Annotated in this window: 20 protein-coding genes; 3 read left to right on the forward strand and 17 right to left on the reverse strand. The window is 68.8% G+C overall.

Features of this window, described 5'->3' with window-relative positions; genetic code table 11:
• Positions 1-37 precede the first annotated feature (37 nt).
• The 3 genes from AAHB17_RS03400 to yjgA are packed head-to-tail and all read right to left on the reverse strand — an operon-like array spanning position 38 to position 1,763.
• The gene (locus AAHB17_RS03400; RefSeq protein ID WP_342129083.1) at positions 38-514 is read right to left on the reverse strand and encodes an FKBP-type peptidyl-prolyl cis-trans isomerase; all 477 of its coding nucleotides are present in this window, start codon (positions 512-514) and stop codon (positions 38-40) included.
• A 9-nt stretch (positions 515-523) separates the two neighbouring features.
• On the reverse strand, positions 524-1,120 hold the full coding sequence (gene mog, locus AAHB17_RS03405; RefSeq protein ID WP_342129084.1) for a molybdopterin adenylyltransferase: 597 nt from the start codon (positions 1,118-1,120) through the stop codon (positions 524-526).
• Entirely contained in the window at positions 1,113-1,763 is a 651-nt protein-coding gene (gene yjgA / locus AAHB17_RS03410) for a ribosome biogenesis factor YjgA (protein ID WP_342129085.1), read from the reverse strand. Before yjgA ends, mog begins: the two co-directional genes overlap by 8 nt.
• Positions 1,764-1,819: 56 nt before the next feature.
• On the opposite strand from yjgA, the gene pmbA reads away from it, so the two are divergent.
• Complete coding sequence (gene pmbA / locus AAHB17_RS03415; protein ID WP_342129086.1) at positions 1,820-3,262, forward strand: metalloprotease PmbA; 1,443 nt, start codon at positions 1,820-1,822, stop codon at positions 3,260-3,262.
• 114 nt (positions 3,263-3,376) lie between these two features.
• On the opposite strand, the gene AAHB17_RS03420 is transcribed toward pmbA, so the two are convergent.
• The 7 genes from AAHB17_RS03420 to AAHB17_RS03450 form a co-directional block, all read right to left on the reverse strand.
• Positions 3,377-3,961, reverse strand: coding sequence for a chromate transporter (locus tag AAHB17_RS03420; RefSeq protein WP_342129088.1), 585 nt, complete (start codon positions 3,959-3,961; stop codon positions 3,377-3,379).
• Positions 3,958-4,536, reverse strand: coding sequence for a chromate transporter (locus AAHB17_RS03425; protein WP_342129089.1), 579 nt, complete (start codon positions 4,534-4,536; stop codon positions 3,958-3,960). Before AAHB17_RS03425 ends, AAHB17_RS03420 begins: the two co-directional genes overlap by 4 nt.
• Positions 4,533-5,339, reverse strand: coding sequence for a substrate-binding domain-containing protein (locus tag AAHB17_RS03430; protein ID WP_342129090.1), 807 nt, complete (start codon positions 5,337-5,339; stop codon positions 4,533-4,535). Before AAHB17_RS03430 ends, AAHB17_RS03425 begins: the two co-directional genes overlap by 4 nt.
• 25 nt (positions 5,340-5,364) lie before the next feature.
• Positions 5,365-6,348 (reverse strand): Bug family tripartite tricarboxylate transporter substrate binding protein, encoded by a 984-nt coding sequence (locus tag AAHB17_RS03435; RefSeq protein ID WP_342129091.1) that lies wholly within the window; start codon positions 6,346-6,348, stop codon positions 5,365-5,367.
• A 28-nt stretch (positions 6,349-6,376) separates the two neighbouring features.
• Positions 6,377-7,546, reverse strand: coding sequence for a tricarballylate utilization 4Fe-4S protein TcuB (tcuB, locus tag AAHB17_RS03440; RefSeq protein WP_342129092.1), 1,170 nt, complete (start codon positions 7,544-7,546; stop codon positions 6,377-6,379).
• Positions 7,533-8,948: an FAD-dependent tricarballylate dehydrogenase TcuA gene (tcuA, locus tag AAHB17_RS03445; protein ID WP_342129093.1), complete on the reverse strand. Its 1,416-nt coding sequence runs from the start codon at positions 8,946-8,948 to the stop codon at positions 7,533-7,535. Before tcuA ends, tcuB begins: the two co-directional genes overlap by 14 nt.
• 100 nt (positions 8,949-9,048) lie before the next feature.
• Positions 9,049-9,942 carry a LysR family transcriptional regulator gene (locus AAHB17_RS03450; RefSeq protein WP_342129094.1) on the reverse strand — a complete coding sequence of 298 codons (894 nt, stop codon included), beginning with the start codon at positions 9,940-9,942 and terminating at the stop codon, positions 9,049-9,051.
• Positions 9,943-9,998: 56 nt separating this feature from the next.
• On the opposite strand from AAHB17_RS03450, the gene AAHB17_RS03455 reads away from it, so the two are divergent.
• Entirely contained in the window at positions 9,999-10,910 is a 912-nt protein-coding gene (locus tag AAHB17_RS03455; RefSeq protein WP_342129095.1) for a DMT family transporter, read from the forward strand.
• On the opposite strand, the gene AAHB17_RS03460 is transcribed toward AAHB17_RS03455, so the two are convergent.
• Both AAHB17_RS03460 and rpsU read right to left on the reverse strand, forming a co-directional pair.
• Positions 10,888-11,349, reverse strand: a complete 462-nt coding sequence (locus AAHB17_RS03460) for a GatB/YqeY domain-containing protein (protein WP_342129096.1) — start codon at positions 11,347-11,349, stop codon at positions 10,888-10,890. The two genes, AAHB17_RS03455 and AAHB17_RS03460, sit on opposite strands and share 23 nt — an antisense overlap.
• Positions 11,350-11,470: 121 nt before the next feature.
• The gene (gene rpsU, locus AAHB17_RS03465) at positions 11,471-11,683 is read right to left on the reverse strand and encodes a 30S ribosomal protein S21 (protein WP_056273869.1); all 213 of its coding nucleotides are present in this window, start codon (positions 11,681-11,683) and stop codon (positions 11,471-11,473) included.
• Positions 11,684-11,870: 187 nt separating this feature from the next.
• Between rpsU and pap the strand changes: the two genes are divergently transcribed.
• The gene (gene pap, locus AAHB17_RS03470; RefSeq protein WP_342129097.1) at positions 11,871-13,349 is read left to right on the forward strand and encodes a polyphosphate:AMP phosphotransferase; all 1,479 of its coding nucleotides are present in this window, start codon (positions 11,871-11,873) and stop codon (positions 13,347-13,349) included.
• A gap of 4 nt (positions 13,350-13,353) precedes the next feature.
• Here pap and AAHB17_RS03475 read toward each other — a convergent pair whose 3' ends face one another.
• The 5 genes from AAHB17_RS03475 to ybiB form a co-directional block, all read right to left on the reverse strand.
• Positions 13,354-14,568, reverse strand: a complete 1,215-nt coding sequence (locus tag AAHB17_RS03475) for an NAD(P)/FAD-dependent oxidoreductase (RefSeq protein WP_342129099.1) — start codon at positions 14,566-14,568, stop codon at positions 13,354-13,356.
• 33 nt (positions 14,569-14,601) lie between these two features.
• Positions 14,602-17,322, reverse strand: coding sequence for an EAL domain-containing protein (locus AAHB17_RS03480; RefSeq protein WP_342129100.1), 2,721 nt, complete (start codon positions 17,320-17,322; stop codon positions 14,602-14,604).
• 16 nt (positions 17,323-17,338) lie between these two features.
• Positions 17,339-17,731 carry a phosphonate transporter gene (locus AAHB17_RS03485; RefSeq protein ID WP_342129101.1) on the reverse strand — a complete coding sequence of 131 codons (393 nt, stop codon included), beginning with the start codon at positions 17,729-17,731 and terminating at the stop codon, positions 17,339-17,341.
• Between the two features lie 162 nt (positions 17,732-17,893).
• A complete protein-coding gene (cobA, locus tag AAHB17_RS03490; RefSeq protein WP_342129102.1) occupies positions 17,894-18,703 on the reverse strand; it encodes a uroporphyrinogen-III C-methyltransferase in 810 nt (269 codons plus the stop codon).
• Positions 18,700-19,641, reverse strand: coding sequence for a DNA-binding protein YbiB (gene ybiB / locus AAHB17_RS03495; RefSeq protein WP_342129103.1), 942 nt, complete (start codon positions 19,639-19,641; stop codon positions 18,700-18,702). The genes cobA and ybiB overlap by 4 nt, the downstream gene beginning before the upstream one ends.
• Positions 19,642-19,661: the final 20 nt, after the last annotated feature.

Genomic DNA, 19,661 nt, shown 5'->3' on the forward strand with positions numbered 1-19,661 from the left:
CCGCCCCCCCCCCCCCCCCCCCCCCCGGCGGGGGGGGTCAATGGTGGTGGCCGTGGGCGCCGTGGGCGTGGCCGTGGGCGATTTCTTCCGGGATGGCGGCACGCACCGAGATCACCTTGAGCGCGAACTTGAGCGTCTGCCCGGCGTAGGCGTGGTTGCCGTCCAGGTGCACGGTGTCACCCTTGATCTTCTTGACGATGAACCACTGCTCCTGGCCCTGGTCGTTGTAGCCCTTGATCTCGCCGCCCACCTTGACGCCGGGCGGGAAATCCTTTTTCGGCATGGTGGTCACCAGGCTCTCGTCGTGCGGGCCGAAGGCGTCTTCGGGCGCCAGCGTCAGCGTGGTCTGGAAACCGGCCTCCTTGCCTTCGAGTTCGGCCTCCACGCGGGGCAGGGTGTTGCCGTAGCCGCCGTGCAGGTAGGCGCGCGGCTCCTTGCCGTCTTCGAGCAGCTTGCCCTGGGCGTCGGTGACCTTGAAGGTCATGGTGACCACGGTGTTCTTGGTGATGTGCATGGGGTGCTTTCAGCGCGGGGGGCGCACGGCGGATTTGGGCCGGAAGGCCTTGCAGACGCTGTCGTCGGTTTCGAGGTAGGGCCCGCCGATGAGGTCGATGCAGTAGGGAACGGCGGCAAAGATGCCGTTGACCTTTTGCGTGCCATCGGGGTTTTTCAGGCCTTCGAGGGTTTCGGCGATGGCCTTGGGCTGGCCGGGCAGGTTGATGATCAGGCTCTGGCTGCGGATCACGGCCACTTGGCGCGACAGGATGGCGGTGGGCACAAAGGCCAGGCTGATCTGGCGCATCTGTTCGCCAAAGCCGGGCATCTCCTTGTGGGCCACGGCCAGCGTGGCCTCGGGTGTCACGTCGCGCAGCGCGGGACCCGTGCCGCCGGTGGTCAGCACCAGCGAACAACCGGCGTCCACCAGCTCGATCAGCGTGTCGCTGATGCGCGCCTGTTCGTCGGGGATCAGGCGCGGCTCGAAGTTGATCGGGTTTTTCAGTGCCCGCGTGAGCCAGTCCTGCAAGGCTGGCAAGCCTTTGTCTTCGTAGACGCCGCTGCTGGCGCGGTCGCTGATGGAGACGATGCCGATGCGCACGGCGTCCAAACGGTTGTCACTCATGTTCGGTGTCGGTGTCTTCGGTGTCGTCTTCCTCATCACCGCCGCGCAGCGCGGCGCGCACCAGCTGGAAGATTTCACGGTAGGCCTTGCCGTGGCGCTGGGCCTCGCCCGGGCGCTCCTTGACGCCCTGGGCGTCCTTGCGGGCCTGGCGGATGAGGGTGCGCAGGCGCTGCACATCGGTGTCGGGGAAGGAGCCCAGCCACCCGGTCAGGGCGTCCTCGTCGGCGATCAGGCGGTCGCGCCACTGCTCGGCCTGGTGCAGCACCACCGACTCCTGGGCCGAGCCCTTGTGCTGTTCGTCCAGCGCGGCCTGCGCGGCATCGACCGTGTCTTCATCGAGCTGGCGCATCAGCTTGCCGATGAACTGCATGTGCCGGCGCCGGCCCTCGAAGTTGGTGATGCGCCTGGCCTCGGCCAGGGCGTCGGTCAGTTTTTCCGAGAGTCCAAGCCGCGCCAGCAGGTCGGCGCGCAGTGTCACCAGGGCTTCGCCCAGCGCCTGCCGCCGGTCGCTTTCTTTCTTGAGATCGGTGCGGCTCAGTTCGACCGAACCCTTGAGTTCGCGCTTGAGCTCCAGGTCGAGCTCGCTGCCTTCGGCCACGAAGTGGCCTCGGACGTAATAACCTTTGGTGGGTTTTCGGGACATGGTCTTTGGGGAATCCTCGCGGCCCGGCGGACAGCGGCAAGTATCATAGCCGCGCCATGAAGAAAACCCCCACCCGCGCTGTTTCAAGCGCCGCCACCCCTTCCCAGTCCCTCGATCCCCAGCAGCCCGGCCCCGGCTTCCAGTACGCCCGGGCGCAGTTCGAAGCCCTGGCCGACGTGGCGCTGAGCCACGCCCGGCAACTGGGCGCGGCAGACGCCGGCGTGGAGGTGTCCGAAGGCGCGGGCCTGAGCGTGTCGGTGCGCAAGGGCGAACTGGAGAACGTCGAGCGCAACCGCGACAAGTCGCTGGGCATCACGGTCTACCTGGGCCAGCGGCGCGGCAACGCGTCCACTTCCGATTTTTCGCCCGACGCGGTGCGCCAGACGGTGCAGGCAGCCTACGACATCGCCCGCTTCACCGCCGAAGACCCAGTGGCCGGCCTGCCCGACCCCGAGGACGTGGCCGACGAGTTTCCCGACCTCGATCTGTTCCACCCCTGGGCCATCTCCTCGGCCGAGGCGCTGCAGATCGCGCTGGCCTGCGAGGCCGCGGCCTTTGCCACCAGCAAGAAGATCAGCAACAGCGAAGGCGCGGGCGTGTCGGCGCAGCAGTCGCATTTCTACGCCGAACACATGCGCGGCGGCCAGCGCCGCATGACCGGCATCTTCAGCGGCGGCTACGCCAGTTCGCGCCACAGCCTGTCGGTGGCGCCCATCGCCGGCAAGGGCAAACACATGCAGCGCGACGCCTGGTACAGCTCCATGCGCGCGCCGCAGGACCTGGCCAGCCCCGAAGCCGTGGGCCGCTACGCCGCCGAGCGCGCGCTGGCGCGCCTGCACGGGCGCAAGATCGCCACCACCGAATGCCCGGTGCTGTTCGAGGCGCCGCTGGCCGCTGGCCTGCTGGGGGCCTATGTGCAGGCCACCAGCGGCGGTGCCCTGTACCGCAAGACCACCTTCCTGAACGAGAGCCTGGGCAAGCGGGTGCTGGCCCCGCACATCGACATCACCGAAGACCCCTTCCAGATGCGCGGCAAGGGCAGCGCGCCCTTCGACGACGAAGGCGTGCGCACGGCCAAACGCAAGGTGCTCAGCGCCGGCAAGGTGCTGGGCTATTTCCTGAGCACCTACTCGGCCCGCAAGCTTGGCATGCGCACCACCGGCAACGCGGGTGGCTCGCACAACCTGGTCATGAGCAGCCGCCTGACCCAGCCGGGTGACAACCTGGACGAGATGTTGCGCAAGCTGGGCACCGGCCTGTTCGTCACCGAACTCATGGGCCAGGGCGTGAACTACGTCACCGGCGACTACTCGCGTGGCGCGGCCGGTTACTGGGTGGAAAACGGCGTCATCGCCTTTCCCGTCGAAGAGATCACCATCGCCGGCAACATGCGCGACATGTTCAAGCAGATCGAGGCCATCGGCGCCGACACCTACGCCTACGGCGCCAAGACGGTCGGCTCCATCCTCATCGGCAAGATGAAGGTCGCGGGGAACTGAAGGAACACCCCGCGCCGCTTCGCGTCACCCCCCAGGGGGCGATGCCAGCCGACCGGCGGAGCCGGATCGGCGGCATCCCCGGAAAAGGCATGTCGCTCGGCTGAGGTGGTTTCTTCAAACCCAGCCCAGGGCGCCCAGCGCGGCGCCCGCCGCCAGCATCCACAGCAGGTGCAGCCGGGTGCGCCAGATCAGCAGGCTGCTGCCCAGCGTCAGCAGCCACAGGCCGGCATCGTGTGTGGGGTCGCCGCCGGCCCGGCCCAGCAGCCAGCTGGTGGCCAGCAGCACACCCACCACGATGGGGCCCATGCCCTGGCGGAAGGCCTTGACGCCCAGCCGCTGGTGGTGGCGCTGGCACCAGCGCGTGGCCCACACGGTCAGCAGCGAACTCGGCGCCAGCACGCCCAGGGTGCAGATCAGCGCGCCCGCCATCGCCAGCGGCAGGCCGAGTCCGGCACTGGTCCCGGGGCCGGCTGCGTTCAGGCCGACGTTCCAGCCGACCAGGGCCACGAACAAGACGTTGGGGCCAGGTGCGGCCTGCGCCAGCGTGACCGATTGGTTGAACTGCAGGTCGGTGAGCCAGTGCTGTTCGCTGGCCAGGAAACGGTGCATGTCGGGCACCAGGGTGATGGCGCCGCCCACGGCCAGCAGCGAGATCGACAGGTGGAACAGCAGCAGTTGGGCCCAGTCGGCCAGGCTCATGGTCGGTGCCCCCGGTGCAGCGCCAGCCCGGTGAGCAGGCAGGCCAGGCCGCCCACACCCAGCACGATGAGGTGCAGGCCGAGTTGCAGCACCACCACGCCCACAAAGGCCAGCGCGGCCAGCAGCAAGACCGCCGCAAAACCCAGCACATGCCGGCGCAGGCTGCCCAGCAGCTTGAGGCCCGCGCCCGCCATCAACCCGGCGGCCACCGCGCCCATGCCACGCAGCGCGCCCGCCACCTCGGCCTGGTCCGAGAAATGGGTGAACAGCGTGCCCAGCGCCAGCAGCAGCCCCATGGGCAGGGCCAGCAGCCCGGCCAGGGCCACCGCGGCACCGCGCCAGCCGGCGTGGCGGTCGCCGAACATCAGGGCCAGGTTGCAGACGTTGGGGCCGGGCAGGATTTGCGCCACCGCCCAGTCCTCCAGGAACTCGGCCTCGGTCAGCCAGCGGCGCTTGTCCACCAGTTCGCGGTGCACCACGGCCAGCACACCACCAAATCCCTGCAGCGAGAGCCAGGAAAAGGCCCAGAACAGCGCGCCCAGGCTGTGTGGCGCCGGGCGGGCGGCAGGTTTCACTTGGCCGTGCCTTCGGGGCGGGGCGCCACCGGGTCCAGGCCGGTGGCGCGCACGATCTCGGCCACGGACGGGGAGGTCAGGAAGCCCAGCAGCTGGCGCGCCAGCTCGGGCTGTTGTGCGCCCTGCACCAGGCCGGCCGAGAAGAAGATGGTCTGCTGCACCTCATCGGGCAGGGTGCCGATGAAGTCCAGCTCCTTGAAGTAGATCAGCTCGCTGACCTGCTGGAAGCCCAGTTCGGCATCGCCGCGCGCCACCACTGCGCCCACGCGCTCGCTCAGGATCTTCTTGCCGGTCTGGGCCAGGCGCTCCTGCACGCCCAGCTTGGCGAACAGCTCGGTCGACAGGTAGGTGCCGCTGGCGCTGGCCGAGTAGGCCACCGACGGCGCGTTCAGCAGCGCCTGGCGCAACGCGGCCACCGTGCTGATGTCCGGCTTGGGCGTGCCCTTGCGCACGGCGGCGCCAATCTGCGAGCGAACGATGTCCACCCGCGAGCCGGGCACCAGCTTGCCGTCGCGCATCAGCGCTTCCAGCCCACCTTCGGACAGGATGACCAGGTCAAAAGCCTCGCCGCGCGCGAAACGGCTTGGGATCGAATCGGGCGCGTTGCCGATGGATGCGCCATACGAACTGATGACGCGGTGGCCGGTGGCCGCCTCGAACATCGGCACCAGCTTCTTGTAGGCCTCGGTGAAGGCGCCGGAGGTGACGACGCGGATGTCGGCGGCCAGCGCACCCTGGGTGACCAGCAGCATCAGCAGCAGGGCACCCAGGCAGCGGCGGAACAGGGAGGTGATGGGCAACATGGGGGTCTCCTTCAGGGGGTGGGGTTCACTGCACGGTGATCTTGCGGTCGCGGATCACGCGGCCCCAGGTGCTGGACTCGCGTTCGATTTCCTTGGCGAGTTCGTCGCGCGTTCCGGGCTGGGGCGGCATGCCGTGGCCGTTGAGCTCGGTGACCACCTCGGGCGCTTTCAGCACCTTGACCAGTTCGGTGTTCCAGCGGTCCAGCACGGCCGTGGGCACCTTGGACGAGGCGACAAAGGCGTACCAGTTGGTGGCGCTGTAGCCGGGGTAGCCCGACTCGGCAATGGTGGGCACCGAGGGCAACTGCGGCAGGCGCTTGGGGCCGGTCGAGGCCAGCGGGACCAGCTTGCCGCTCTGGATGTGGGGCTGCGCGGTGTTCAAGGTCGAGTAGTACGCAGCGACGCGACCCCCGAGCAGGTCCTGCAGGGCCGGCGCGCCGCCCTTGTAGGGCACGTGCAGGGTGTCGATCTTGGCCATGTCGTCCATCAGCTCGCCCGCCAGGTGGGAGGCCGAGCCGTTGCCGGTCGAGGCGTAATCCAGCTTGCCAGGGTTTTGTTTGGCATAGGCGATGAACTCGCCAAAGGTCTTGATCTTGGTGCCGCTGTGCACCACCAGCACGTTGGGGAAGTTCACCCCCATGGTGATGGGCGCCAGGTCCTTGACCGGGTCGTAGGGCAGCTTCATCAGGTGCTGGGCGATGGCCAGCGGACCGACCGAGCCGAACAGCAGCACGCTGCCGTCGGCACTGCCCTGGGCCACGTACTGGTGGGCGATGTTGCCACCCGCGCCCGGCTTGTTGTCGATGATCACCGGCACGCCCAGGTTGTCGCCGAGCTTCTTGCCGATGATGCGGGCCGCCGCGTCGGCCGCGCCACCGGCGGCAAAGCCGACCACGATGGTCACGCTTTTCTTGGGAGGAAAGTCCTGCGCCTGCGCCTGCGCCCAAGGCGAGGCGATGGCGAGCAGGGCCGCGCAGGCGCTTGTGGTGAGTAGGTAGCGTTTGTTCATTCGATGTCTCCGTTGTGGATGGGATGCTTCAATCCGCGCTCAGGCCGATGGGGTTGGGCTGGCGTTTTTCGACCGCGTGGCGCAAGAGCGCGGCGGTGCGGAACACGCCATGGGCGAACTTGCCGTAGGGCAGGGTGGCGAACAGGGCCATCACCGCGCCCAGGTGCAGGCACAGCAGCAGCGGCAGGGCGGCACTGCCCCGGCCCAGCCACAGCGCCAGGCCGCTGGCGCTGGTGAGGAAGAGCAGGGCGATGAAGCCGAGGTCCATGGGCTTTTGCGCCGCGTCGCCGTGGTCGGGATGGCGGCGCCGGTTGAGCCGCCACAGGCCCGCCGTGCCCACCATCAGGCTCAGCCCGCCGGCCACACCCAGCAGCTTGGGCAGCGAGGGCAGCTCGTAGGGCGCGGCCCAGCCGAAGGCGTAGTGGTAGACGGTGGCCACGCTGGTGGCGGCGAAACACAGCATGAAGCCGTAGAAGGTCAGGTGGTGGAAACGCCGGCGCGACAAGGTGTGGGCGTCGTCCTCGTTGTGACAGCCGGCGCCATGGCCGCCGTCCAGGTACTTCAGGCGCAGCACGTCGTGGGTGGTCTCGGCCGAGGCGGGCAGGCTCACGGGCGCACCGCTGGTGGCGGGGGTCAGGTCGCGCCAGAAGCGTCGCACGCCCATGCCCAGCGCGAACACCACGAACAGGAAGACCGGCGCGAACAGCCCCACCAGCAGGTTGTGCGGAAAGATGGCGTAGAAACCGCCGCTGCCCACGGCACCCCACAGCCGGCCCTGCGAGGCCACGGCCAGCACCAGGAACAGGGCCAGCGCGGCGGCCAGTGCCACCGCCAGCGTCAGGCCGTTGCGCTGGTACAGGCGGCCCAACGCCGGCGGCCAGGCGTAGTCCACGTAGGTCTGGGCGCGCACCTGGGCCATGGCCTGGGGCACGTTGATGGCGAAGGCGTGGGGTGGCGCGTACTGGCAGGCGTGCAGGCAGGCGCCGCAGTTGTGGCACAGGTTGGCCAGGAAGTGGATGTCGGCCTGGCCGAATTCGAGGCGCCGCGTCATGGCGGGAAACACCGCGCAAAAGCCCTCGCAGTAGCGGCAGGCGTTGCAGATCTGCATCTGGCGCGCCACTTCGGCTTCGGGTGTGGTGAGCACCTCGCCGTTGGCCAGTGCCCGGGCGTCGCGGGTCAGGGCATCAAGCGCTTGCATGCTGGGGTACTCCGGGGTTGAGGGCGGCACGTGCCGCGTTGCTGCCGGCGATGCGGCCGAAGGCGGTGCCGATGGACATGCCGACACCGGCGGTGTAGCCCTGGCCCAGCACGTTGCCGGCCATCATTTCGCCGGCCACGAACAGGTTGTCGCTGGGTTGGTCCGCAAAGCGCACGGCGGCGCTGTCGTCGGTGTGCAGGCCCAGGTAGGTGAAGGTCACGCCCGGCCGCACGGCGTAGGCGTAGTAGGGCGCGGTGTCGATGGGGCGCGCCCAGTGGGTCTTGGCCGGTGCCAGGCCATCGGTGTGGCAGTCGTCCAGGCGGGTGTGGTCGAACTGGCCGACGCGGCAGGCCGCGTTGTAGGCGGTGAGCGTGGCCATGAAGGTGTCCACGTCCAGGCCCAGCTGTTGCGCCAGTTCGGGCAGGGTGTTGGCCTGGACGCCCGGGAACACCGGCGGCATGAAGCGGCCGATGGCCTTGGCGTCGATCACCGAATAGGCGATCTGCCCCGGCTGCTGGGCCACCAGCCGGCCCCAGATGGCGTAGCGCTTGGGCCAGAAGTCCTCGCCCTCGTCGTAGAAGCGTTGGGCCTCGCGGTTGACCACCACGCCCAGCGACACGCAGTCGATGCGGGTGCAGATGCCGCCGTCGTAGAGCGGCGCGCGGGCGTCGATGGCCACCATGTGGGCCTGGGTCGGGTCGCCGATGCGGTCGGCGCCGTGGTCGTCGAGCAGGTGCCTGAGCAGCACGCCCTGGTTGTAGGCCGTGCCCCGGATCAAGAAGTTGTCGGCCGGCCACTCGCCGCGCGCGTTCTGGCCCCAGGCGGCGCGCAGCCACTCGCGGTTGGATTCAAAGCCGCCGGCGGCCAGCACGCAGGTCTTGGCCGTGATGCGTTCGCCCTTGACATGAGCCGCCACGAAGCGGCCGTCGCGGATCTCCAGGCGGTCCACTGGCGCTTCGTAGCGGATGCGCACGCCCAGGCGTTCGGCGCTGCGGTAGTAGGCATTGACCAGGGCCTTGCCGCCGCCCATGAAGAAGGCGTTGGTGCGCGCCACGTGCAGCGCGCCCGACAGCGGCGGCTGGAAGAACACGCCGTGGCGGCGCATCCAGTCGCGGCAGGTGGACGAGGCGCGTATGGTCAGGCGGGCCAGGTGTTCGTTGGTGCGCCCGCCGGTGACCTTGAGCAGGTCCTGCCAGAACTCCTCCTCGGGGTAGGCCTCGACCAGCACGTCCTGCGGCGCGTCGTGCATGCAGCGCAGGTTGCGGGTGTGCGCCGAATTGCCGCCGCGCCAGGCGCGTGGCGCCGCTTCCAGCAGCAGCACGCTGGCGCCCGCTTCGGCGGCCATGAGGGCCGCACACAAGGCGGCGTTGCCGCCGCCGATGACCAGCACGTCTGTGCTCATGAGAATCTGCCTCCAGGTGGAATGGGGCCGATTCTGCTAGCGGGTCATTGTTTTGAGAAATGAAACCTGGGTTTTGATTGTTGCGATTCAAGGATGAATATCAAACCTTGAAATGTGCTTGGCGCAACAGCGCCTGGAAGGCTTCCGCCGCGGGCGACAGGCTGCCCCGCCTGGGCTGCAGCAGCACCACCTGGCGCTTGACCGCAGGCCGGGTGAGCGGGATCTTGCGCACGTTCGGGCGGTCGCCTTCCTTGAAAGTGGAGGATGGCAGGATGGCGCTGCCCACGCCGGCGGCGACCAGGTTGACCGCGGTGGCGTGGTGCTGCACCTCGTAGTTGCCGTGCAGGCGGATGCCGCGCTTGGCGAGCTGGTAGTCCATGAACACCCGGGTCGCCATGAAGCTGCTGACGCCGATCAGTTCGGTGTCGCGCATGTCGGTCCAGGTGACCGATGCGTGGTCCTGCAGCGGGTGGGGCGTGTGGCAGATGAAGACCAGCGGATCGGCGAACAGCGGCGTCTCGGTCAGGTCCGGGTGCTTGTCGCTCGACAACGCGATGCCCAGTTCGGCCTGGCCATTGAGGACGGCTTCCCGCACCTCGTTGGAGGAGCCATCGAGCAACCGTATCCGGTTGTCGGGGTACTGGCTGGCGTAGCGGCGGATGACGTCGGGCAGCACGTGCGAGGTCATGGACGGAATGCAGGCCAGCGTGAAGTTGCCGCGCGCGTGTTGCGACATGTCCTTGAGGCGCTCCACCGCAGCCGTCATCTCGTGGACGATGTTGCGGGCCTGCGGCAGGAACTCGCGGCCCACGGCAGTCAGGTCGACCCGCCGCGTGGTGCGGTCCAGCAGCTTCAGGCCCAGGTAGGCCTCCAGCTTCTGGATGCGCCGCGTCAGCGCGGTCTGGGTGATGTGCAGTTGCTGGGCCGCCTTGTTGAAGCCGCCGAGTTCGGCGATGAGGACGAAGGCCTGGACGCCGTCGAAGTCGATTTTCATGGCCCATGGTATGACACGGCGACAATCCCAGCCACGTCACGCCGCAGATTGAACCCATGCCCGTCGAATCCCTGGCCTTGCTGGCCGCTGCCTGCTGGGCCTCGGCCAGCCTGTTCTCCGCCACCGCCTCCAGCCACATGGGGGCCTTTGCCTTCACCCGCTGGCGCATGGTGTTCGCCTCGCTGATCCTGTGGGCCATGGTGGCCTTCACCGGCGGCTGGCGCAGCCTGGCCTGGGATGGCGTGGGCCTGCTGGTGGTGTCGGGGCTGATCGGCATCTTCGTCGGCGACACCGCTCTCTTCGCCTGCATGAACCGGCTGGGGCCGCGCCGCTCGGGCATCCTGTTCGCCACCCATGCCCTGTTCTCGGCCGTGCTGGCCTGGGCCTTCCTGGGCGAGCACATCCAGGGCTACGCCTTGTTGGGCAGTGCCCTGCTGGTGGGTGGGGTGATGACGGCCATCGCTTTCGGCAAGCGCGGGGACGAGGCGCACCGCTGGGAGGCCACACGTGGGCGGCTGGCCGTGGGGGTGGCCCTGGGCCTCACGGCGGCGCTGGGCCAGTCGGTGGGCACCCTGATCCTCAAGCCCATGATGAGCAGCGGCGTGGATCCCATGGCCGGTTCGGCCGTGCGCATGACGGCCGGTTTTGCCGCCCACGGGCTCTTGTGGCTCAGCGGCTGGCAGGTGGCGCGCAACCGGGCGCCGCTCAACGCGCGCGACCTGGGCTTCACCTTCGTCAGCGCCGCCGTGGCCCTGGCCTTGGGCATGACGCTGATCCTGCAGGCCCTGGCGCATGGCAGCGCGGGCCTGGTGGGCCTGTTGTCGTCCGTTTCGCCGGTGTTGCTGCTGCCGCTGCTGTGGGCGGTCTACGGGCGCCGGCCGCCGGCGGGCGCCTGGGTCGGCGCGCTGCTGGCGGTGGCCGGCTGCGCGCTCATCCTGGGGCTGATCAGCCCGCCAGGGCGGCCTTGACCGCCGCGCTGACCAGGCCCATGTCGGCCTTGCCGGCCAGCTTCTGCTTGACGGCTCCCATGACCTTGCCCATGTCGCCGGGGCCCACACCACGTCCCAGTTCTGCGCCCAGCGCCGCCACGATGGCGTGCACCTCGGCCGCCACCTCGTCGGCGCTCAGGCGTGCCGGCAGGTAGGCCTGCAGCACCAGCAGCTCGGCCTGCTCCTGGGCCACCAGATCCTGGCGGTCGGCTTTCTGGAAGGCCTCGATGGAGTCCTTGCGCTGCTTGACCAGCTTGTCCACGATGGCGATCACGGCGGCATCGTCCAGGGTCACGCGCTCGTCCACTTCCTTCTGTTTCATGGCCGCCTGCAGCAGGCGGATGGTGCCCAGGCGCGCCGAATCCTTGGCGCGCATGGCGGTTTTCATGTCTTCGGTGATCTGGTCCTTGAGTGCCATGGTGGATCTCGCTGTGAAGGGGAAAAATCGGAAAGGGGCGTCGGAAACAAAAAAGCCCGCCTGAGCGTCCTCCAGCGGGCTTGTGTGCGGGGGCCGCCCGAACGGGCAGCACCGGCTGTGCTCAGTACAGCTTCTTGGGCAGCTGCATGGAGCGCACACGCTTGTAGTGGCGCTTGACGGCGGCGGCCTTCTTGCGCTTGCGTTCGGCGGTGGGCTTCTCGTAGAACTCGCGGGCACGCAGATCGGTCAGCAGGCCCAGTTTTTCGATGGTGCGCTTGAAGCGGCGCAGGGCGACGTCAAACGGCTCGTTGTCTTTAACGCGGATGGTGGTCATTAGCTAATGGTTTCAAAATGGAGCACCGGGTAGATCAAGCCCTGTGCCGGGAGCAATTTCCCGAGGTTTTCCCGTCTGTGAAATGTATTGGCCGACGGGGATTGCCAGAAAAGCCCAGGATTATAGCGTGTCCTGGGCGGCTGTCACGTCCTGCTACAGTGTTCGCACAGCCACACCGGAGCGGTCCATGTTCGAGTCGGCGGAAATCGGCCACGCGGTCGACAAAAAAACCTACAAACGCGAGGAGCCGCTGCTGCGCGAAGCGCTGCTGGCCGCCCAGTATGCGCTGCTGCGCCAGGCGCGCACCGCGGTGGTGGTGCTGGTCAATGGCACGCCGGGGGCGGGCAAGGGCGAGACGGTCAACCTGTTCAACGAATGGATGGACCCGCGCCACATCCGCACCGAAGCCTTTGGCGCCGCCGGCAGCGATGGCCGCCCCGACATGTGGCGCTTCTGGCAGGTGCTGCCGCCCAAGGGCCACATCGGCATCCTGTTCGGTTCATGGTACGTCGACCCGCTGACCGATGCCGTCACCGGGCTGGACACGCGGGACCGCTTTGCCCATCGGCTGGAGCGCATCCGCCAGTTCGAGCGCATGCTGGTGGCCGAGGGCGTGGTGCTGGTCAAGCTGTGGTTCCACCTCTCCAAGAAGGCGGCCAAGGCCCGTTTCAAGCGGCTTGAATCCGATCCCAAGACCGCTTGGCGTGTGACCACCTCGGAGTGGGATCACCTCAAGCACCATGATGCATGGGTGTTGGCCAGCGAGGAGGCGCTGCGCAGGACCGGCACCGGCGAGGCGCCGTGGCGGGTGATCGAGGGCGCCGACCCGGCCTACCGCGCGCTCACCGCGGGCCAGCTGCTGCTGGATGCGCTCAACACCAGCCTGCGGGCCCCACCACCGGTGGCCCCCGCGGCCCATCCCGCCGCGCCACCATCACCGGTGCTGGATGAGGGCAGCCTGCTGGCGACGCAGGACTATCGCCGCCACATCGGCCGCAAGCGCTACGACGACCAGTTGGAGGTTCTGCAGGGCCGGCTCAATGGGCTCAGCCGCCGCCTGGCCGAACAGCACCGCTCGCTGGTGCTGGTGTTCGAGGGCATGGACGCGGCCGGCAAGGGCAGCACCATACGCCGCATCACCCAGGCGCTGGACGCGCGCCACTACCGGGTGGTGCCGGTGGCCGCACCCAACGAAAACGAACGCGCCCAGCCCTACCTGTGGCGCTTCTGGCGCTACATCCCGCACCACGGCCACGTGACCGTGTTCGACCGCTCCTGGTACGGCCGCGTGCTGGTCGAACGCGTCGAAGGTTATTGCAGCGAGGCCGACTGGATGCGGGCCTATGGCGAGATCAACGCCTTCGAGGAGCAGCTGGTGGAAGCGGGCGCGGTGGTGGTCAAGTTCTGGCTGGCCATCACGCCCGAGGAGCAGTTGCGCCGTTTTGACGAACGCAAGAACACCGCGCACAAGCAGTACAAGATCACCGAGGACGACTGGCGCAACCGCGCCAAGTGGCCGCTCTATGCACAGGCGGTTGGCAACATGATCGACCGCAGCTCCACCCAGGTGGCGCCCTGGCACCTCGTGGCCTCGGACGACAAGCTGTGGTCGCGCGTCGAGGTCTTACGCACCCTGTGCGAACGGCTGGAGGCGGCGCTGGGCTGAGGGATCAGGGTGGCGCCGACGCCAGCGCCCGCGCGCAGGCGAAGGCGCTGGCCCAGGCCCACTGGAAGTTGTAGCCGCCCAGCCAGCCGGTGACGTCGGTCACCTCGCCAATGAAGTAGAGGCCAGGCTGCCTGGATTCCAGGGTCTGTGAGGACAAGGCCTTGGTGTCGACGCCACCCGCCATGACCTCGGCCTTGCGGTAGCCCTCGGTGCCGGTGGGCGTGAGCTGCCACTGCCGCAGCGACTGGGCCAACCGGGCCAGGGCCTTGTCGGGCACTTCGTTGATCGGGCGTTGCAGCAGCGGGTCCAGCCGCGCCCAGGCATCGGCCAGGCGGCTGGGCAACCAGGTGGCCAGTTCGTTGGCCAGCAGGCGCCGGCTGGTGTGCTTGCGTTCGGTCAGCGCCGCCAGCACGTCCACCGTGGGCAAGAGATCCAGCCGCAGCGGCTGTGGATCGCGCCAGTAGCTGGATATCTGCAGCACCGCCGGACCGGACAGGCCCCGGTGGGTGAACAACAGGTCTTCGTCGAACGCGCCCTTGCTTTTTTTCTCACCGGTTTCGATGCGCACCGGCAGCGCCAGCCCGGCCAGATCGGCAAATGGGGCCCAGGCGGCCTCGTCAAAGGTCAGCGGCACCAGCGCGGGTCGGGTGGGCACGATGGGCAGGTCGAACTGCTGGGCCAGGCGCAGGCCCCAGTCGGTGGCGCCGATCTTGGGGATGGACAGGCCACCGGTGGCCACCACCAGCGCGCGGGCGCAGACGCTGCCGTTGCCGGTGTCCACGGTGTAGCCACCGGCGCCGTGCGACACCGCGTGCACCGTGCAGGGCTGCCAGCGTGTCACGCCACCGGCCTCGCATTCGCGCAACAACACCTGGATCAGGTCTTCGGCCGAACGGTCGCAGAACAGCTGGCCCTTGTGTTTTTCGTGGAAGGACACGCCATGGCGCGTCAGCAGGGCGGTGAAGTCGGCCGGCACATAACGCGACAACGCGGAACGGCAGAAGTTCGGGTTGTCGCCGATGAAGTGTTTGTGGGGGGCACGCGGGTCGAGGTCGCGGTTGGTGAAGTTGGCCCGGCCGCCGCCCGAGATGCGGATTTTTTCGGCCACCTTCTCGGCGTGGTCGATCAGCAGCACCTTCTGGCCCAATTGGCCGGCCACCCCGGCACAGAACAGGCCGGCCGCGCCGGCGCCCACGATCACGACGTCGAATTCAAGCATGGCGGCAGTGTAGCCAGCGCGTCGCGCGGCCTGTCACAGCGCGGGGTGCGGCACAAACACGTCGTTTCCCCGGCCGCCGGCTTTGGCGCGGTACAGGCCCTGGTCGGCGCGCTGCCACAGGCTGTCCGTGCTGTCGCTGGCATGGGCCTGCGCGATACCGGTCGAGAATCCAATGGCCACGCTGGGTGGCAGATGGGGCAATGTCTGGGTGCGAAACAGGGTGCGCAATGCGTTCAGCACGCGCTGCGCGCCTTCCCGGCCGGTGTCGGTCAGGACCAGCAGGAATTCTTCGCCACCGATGCGCCCGACCGCGTCCCGCTGGCGTACCGACTGGGCCAGGCGTTGCGAGAAACCCACCAGCACCTGGTCGCCCACCGCGTGGCCGTGTTGGTCGTTGATGGCCTTGAACTCGTCCAGGTCGATCACCACCACCGTCAATGGCCGCGCGTCTGCCTGGGCCTGTGCCAGCAGCGTTTCCAGGCGGCCAAACACGAAGCGGCGGTTGGGCAACTCGGTCAGCGGATCGGTGATCGACGCCATCAACGCGGCGTCACGGGCGCGGCGCAGGTCCGCCTCGGTGGACTTGAGGCTGGTGACGTCGGTGGACACGCAGAGTTGCCAGCCATCGGGCCGGGTCTCTTCGGTCACCCGCAGCCAGCGCCCGTCGGCGATGTCCGATTCGAAGCGCCGCAGGGCCTGCTGGCGGTATCGCTTGCGCACATCGGCCAGCCAGGCATCGATGTCGTCGGTGTCGATGCGCAGGCCGTTCTGGCTGCGGTGCGCCTCGCGCATCACATCTTCCCAGGTCGGTGTTTCGTCGGGCCGGTCCCAGTACAGGCCACGGTAGCTGCGGTTGGCATAGGCCAGGCGCTCGGCGGGGTCGAACAAGGCCACCGCCAGTTGCGAGCTGTCCAGCAACTCCAGGAGGCGGGTGGTGGTGTCTGACGGCGGCGTGGCCGGCGCGGGCACCCGCTGCGGCGCGGGCAGGTTGTCGCCTTGCGCCTGCGCCTGGCGCCGCGGCTGACACAGCCAGGTGGTGGCCTGCTCATGGGTGAGCGGGCGGGCGTACAGGTAGCCCTGGCCCTTGTCGCATGCCAGTGCCGCCAGCAGCGCCGCCTGGCCAGGGGTTTCCACCCCTTCGGCCACCGTGCCCATGCCCAGGGTGCGGGCGACGCGCACCGTCGCTTGCACCAGCACGCGGTGGTATTCGCTGGACTCCAACTGGCTGACAAAAGAGCGGTCGATCTTGACCACGTCCACCGGCAACTGGTGCAGGCTGGCCAGCGACGAGTAGCCGGTGCCGAAGTCGTCCAGCGCCAGCGTCAGTCCCAGCGCCTTGAGTTCACGCAGGCCCGCCTGCACGTGTTCGTCCTGTGCGGCCAGGCTTTCGGTCACCTCCAGCTGCAGGCGGCCGGCGGGCATGCCGGTGCTGCGCAGCACCTCGGCCACCTGGTCCACCAGGCTCGGGTCGGCCAGCTGCGCGCGCGACAGGTTCACCGACATCAGCCCCGGCGCCGATGCGCCCAACTCGTTCTGCCAGCGCACGAACTGGGTGCAGGCGCCACGCAGCACAAAGGCAGACAGGGGGCCGATGAGCCCACTTTCCTCGGCGATCGGGACGAAGTCGACGGGCGACACCAGGCCACGCACGGGGTGGTTCCAGCGCACCAGCGCTTCCATGCCGGCGGCCTGCTGGGTCGCGAGATCAACGATAGGCTGGTAGACCACAAACAGCTGTCGTGTCGCGATGGCCTGGCGCAGGTCGTCCTCCACCACGCCACGCCACCAGGCGCGCTCCTTCATGTCGGTGGTGAACATCCTGTAGCGGGCGCCGCCGGCCAGTTTGGCCTCGCGCATGGCCAGGCTGGCGTCCTGCAACACCGCGTCGCCGTGGGGCTGGGTGCTGCTGCCCAGTGCCACGCCCACGCTGACGGATGCATAGACCTGTTCGTTGCCGATGTGGTACGGCTTGCCCAGCACCTCGACCAGCCGAGCCGCCAGGGCGCGCGCGTCGCCAGGGTGCTGCAGGTCCTCCATCACCACCACAAATTCGTCGCTGCTGAGCCGCACCGGGGTGTGGCGGCCGTCGCCGCTGCTGGCCACCGCGTCGCCTTGCCGCACCAGCCCCAGGAGGCGGGCCGCCATCTGGCGCAGCAGCTCGTCGCCGCCGGCCTGGCCCATGGTCACATTGATGCGGTTGAAGCGGTCGCCGTTGATGAACAAGACCGCAAACGACGGCCCCTGGCGCTGCCGTGTGGCCTGCAGCGCGGCCTCGATGCGCTCGATGGCCACGGCCCGGTTGGGCAAGGCGGTCAGGGCATCCACGCGCGAGGCGTCGCGCAGCCGGTGGGCCAGGCGCTGCTGCTCTTCGTGCTCCACCTGCGACACATCGTTCACGCTGGCCATGAGCTTGTCCGGGCCCAGCCGCAACAGGCGCAGCGCGAGGGTGGTGGGCACACGGCCGCGTCCCTCCGGCTGGCTGTCCGCCAGGCCGGGGACGCGCAGGCGCAAGGCATCGCACACCGTGCCCGTGCCGCTGGCTTGCACCAGCCCGCGCAGCTCGGGCGCCAGCGGCGCCAGCAGGTCGAACAGGTTGGTCAGTTGGCCGTCGGTTGCCAGCGGCATCAGCAGCTGAGCGCCCATCGGGTTGATCATGGTGATCTCGCCATCGGCGCTGGTCTGCACCAGACCCACGGGCGCCTGGTAGAGGAACTGCATCAGCGCCTCGTGCTCTTGTTCTGCGCTGGCGTTCATGGCGGGCAATGTGGGGTCAGCTGGAACGGTCGACCAGCACAAAACGCTGGGCCATGCCGGGCTGGTACAGCAGACGCAGCCTGACCTTGACCGGGCGCATGCGCAGCGTCAGCACATAGGGGAGGGTGTCGTCCAGTGCCGTTTGCTGGGCCTCGGCATCGTCGAAACGCTGGGCCACCATGAAGTTGTTCATGCAGGGCGCCACCACGGTGAACAGGGCGTGGCCCAACACCCGCTCGCGCGACAAGCCGGCGGCGTTGGATTCAAAGCGGTTGTAGCGTTGCACCCGTCCCAGGCTGTCCATGCCGATCACGCCGAAGTCCAGCCCATCCAGATCGTCGTCGGTGGACTGGTGCAGGGCGGTGATCAGGCCGGGGTCGGCAAAAGCCAGGGCAGCGGTCGAATTCATGGCGGGTGGCTTGGGCGGACGGTGGCGCAGGGGGCCGCACCAGGGGTGGGCAGGGCATTGAAATTTCATTATAGAAACGGATGCCGCCGCGTGCACCTCATTGGCGCAAAGCCCCGCCGATGCGCGGGCTTGTCGGCGCGTGGCCCACGCGCCGATCGGCCGTCAGGCAGCGAAGCGCGTGGCCCGGTCCTCGGCAGGGGGGGTGTCGGTGGCGTGCCGCGACAGCTGCGCCACACCCGCGGTCACATCACCCACCACCATCACCGCCGGGCTGCCCATGCCCTGTTCGCGCACAGTGCGGGCCAGTTCGGCCAGGGTGCAGAAGGCCTCGCGCTGCTGCGGCAGGCTGGCGTGTTGCACGATCGCCACCGGCGTGTGGGCGGGCAGGCCAGCCAGCAGGCCATCGGCGATCTGCTCGACGCCGCTCACACCCATGTAGATCACCAGCGTCAGTTTCGCCTGGTGGGCACTGGCCGCCAGGGCCGGCCAGTCGGTGCCGTCGTCGCCGGGCTTGGCGTGGCCGGTGACGAACACCACGCCGTGGGCGTGGTCGCGGTGGGTCAGCGGCACGTTGAGCGAGGTCACGGCGGCCAGGCCGGCCGTGATGCCGTTGACCACCTTCACCTGGATGCCGGCGGCCTGCAGGCTTTCCACCTCTTCGCCGCCACGGCCGAAGATGAAGGGGTCGCCACCCTTGAGGCGCACCACGTTTTCGCCTTCGAGCGCGGCCATCACCATGAGCTTCTCGATGAAGGCCTGCGGCGTGCTCTTGCAGCCGCCGCGCTTGCCCACGTGCACGATGCGCGCGCTGGGACTGGCGTGTTCGAGCACCGCCACGTTGACCAGGTCGTCGACCAGCAGCACCGTGGCCTGCTGGATGGCTTTCACGGCCTTGAGCGTGAGCAGCTCCGGGTCGCCAGGGCCGGCGCCAACCAGGGTCACGGTGGGGGACAGGGTGCTCAGTGGTGTCATGTCAGCAGGCTCGGCTCGGGGCGGGCGTGGGAGGTTTGCATGAGGCGGTGCGCGTGCAAGATGTGTTCCACCTGCGCGGCGATCGGGGCGGGGACCGGCAACTGCCCGCCCAGCACCGCTTCGGTGTAGCGGGCGGTGGCCTCGGCGTCGGGGGACGGCAGCTCGGGCAGGCGCTGCAGCGAACCCGACTGCGCCGCCTGCAGGGTTTGGCGTTGGCCACCGATGAAGGCCTCGATCTGGGGCGCGCGCCGGGGGTCGGCCACGGGTTCGCCTTCGGTGCCACGCAGCAGCAGGGCATCGGCTTCCACCAATTCGAAGGTGGCCGCCATCGACAACGCGTATTCGGGATGGGTGTAACTGCCCACAACCAGGGCGCGACCGGCGCAGGGGTTCATGAGCTTGACCAGGCTGTGGGCCGGGTTGCGCAGGCCGACCACGCGGCGCACGTCGAGCAGGCGCTTGAGGCCCGGGCACAGCAGCGCGGTGGGCGCGTAGGCCACGCGGCCGGGCGCCAGCGAGCCTGGCGTGTCCAGCGGCGTGATGCCCAACTGTTCAAAGACCGTGGGCGCGTGCACGCGCACCGAATCGGTGGCCGCGCCGTGCACCAGCACCGGCAGACCGCGCCGGGCCAGCAGCAGGGCCAGCAGGGGGGTGAGCACCGGCAGCTTGCGGGCGCCGTTGTAGCTGGGCAGCACCACGGCGGGGCTGCCGGCGCTGTCCAACAAGCGGCTGCGCTGGCGCGTGGCGTCCAGGAAACCGGCCATCTCCTCGGGCGTTTCGCCCTTGATGCGCATGGCCAGGCAGAAGGCGCCCACCTCCAGGTCGGTCACGCTGCCGTCCAGCACCTGCCCGAACAGGTCGGTCGCCTGCTCACGCGACAGCGCCCGGGCGCCGTCCTTGCCACGCCCGATTTCCTTGATGTATTGGCTGATCCCCATGGTTTGCGATTGTCCGGCAA

The organism is Hydrogenophaga sp. OTU3427 (assembly GCF_038440225.1).
GTDB lineage: Bacteria > Pseudomonadota > Gammaproteobacteria > Burkholderiales > Burkholderiaceae_C > Hydrogenophaga.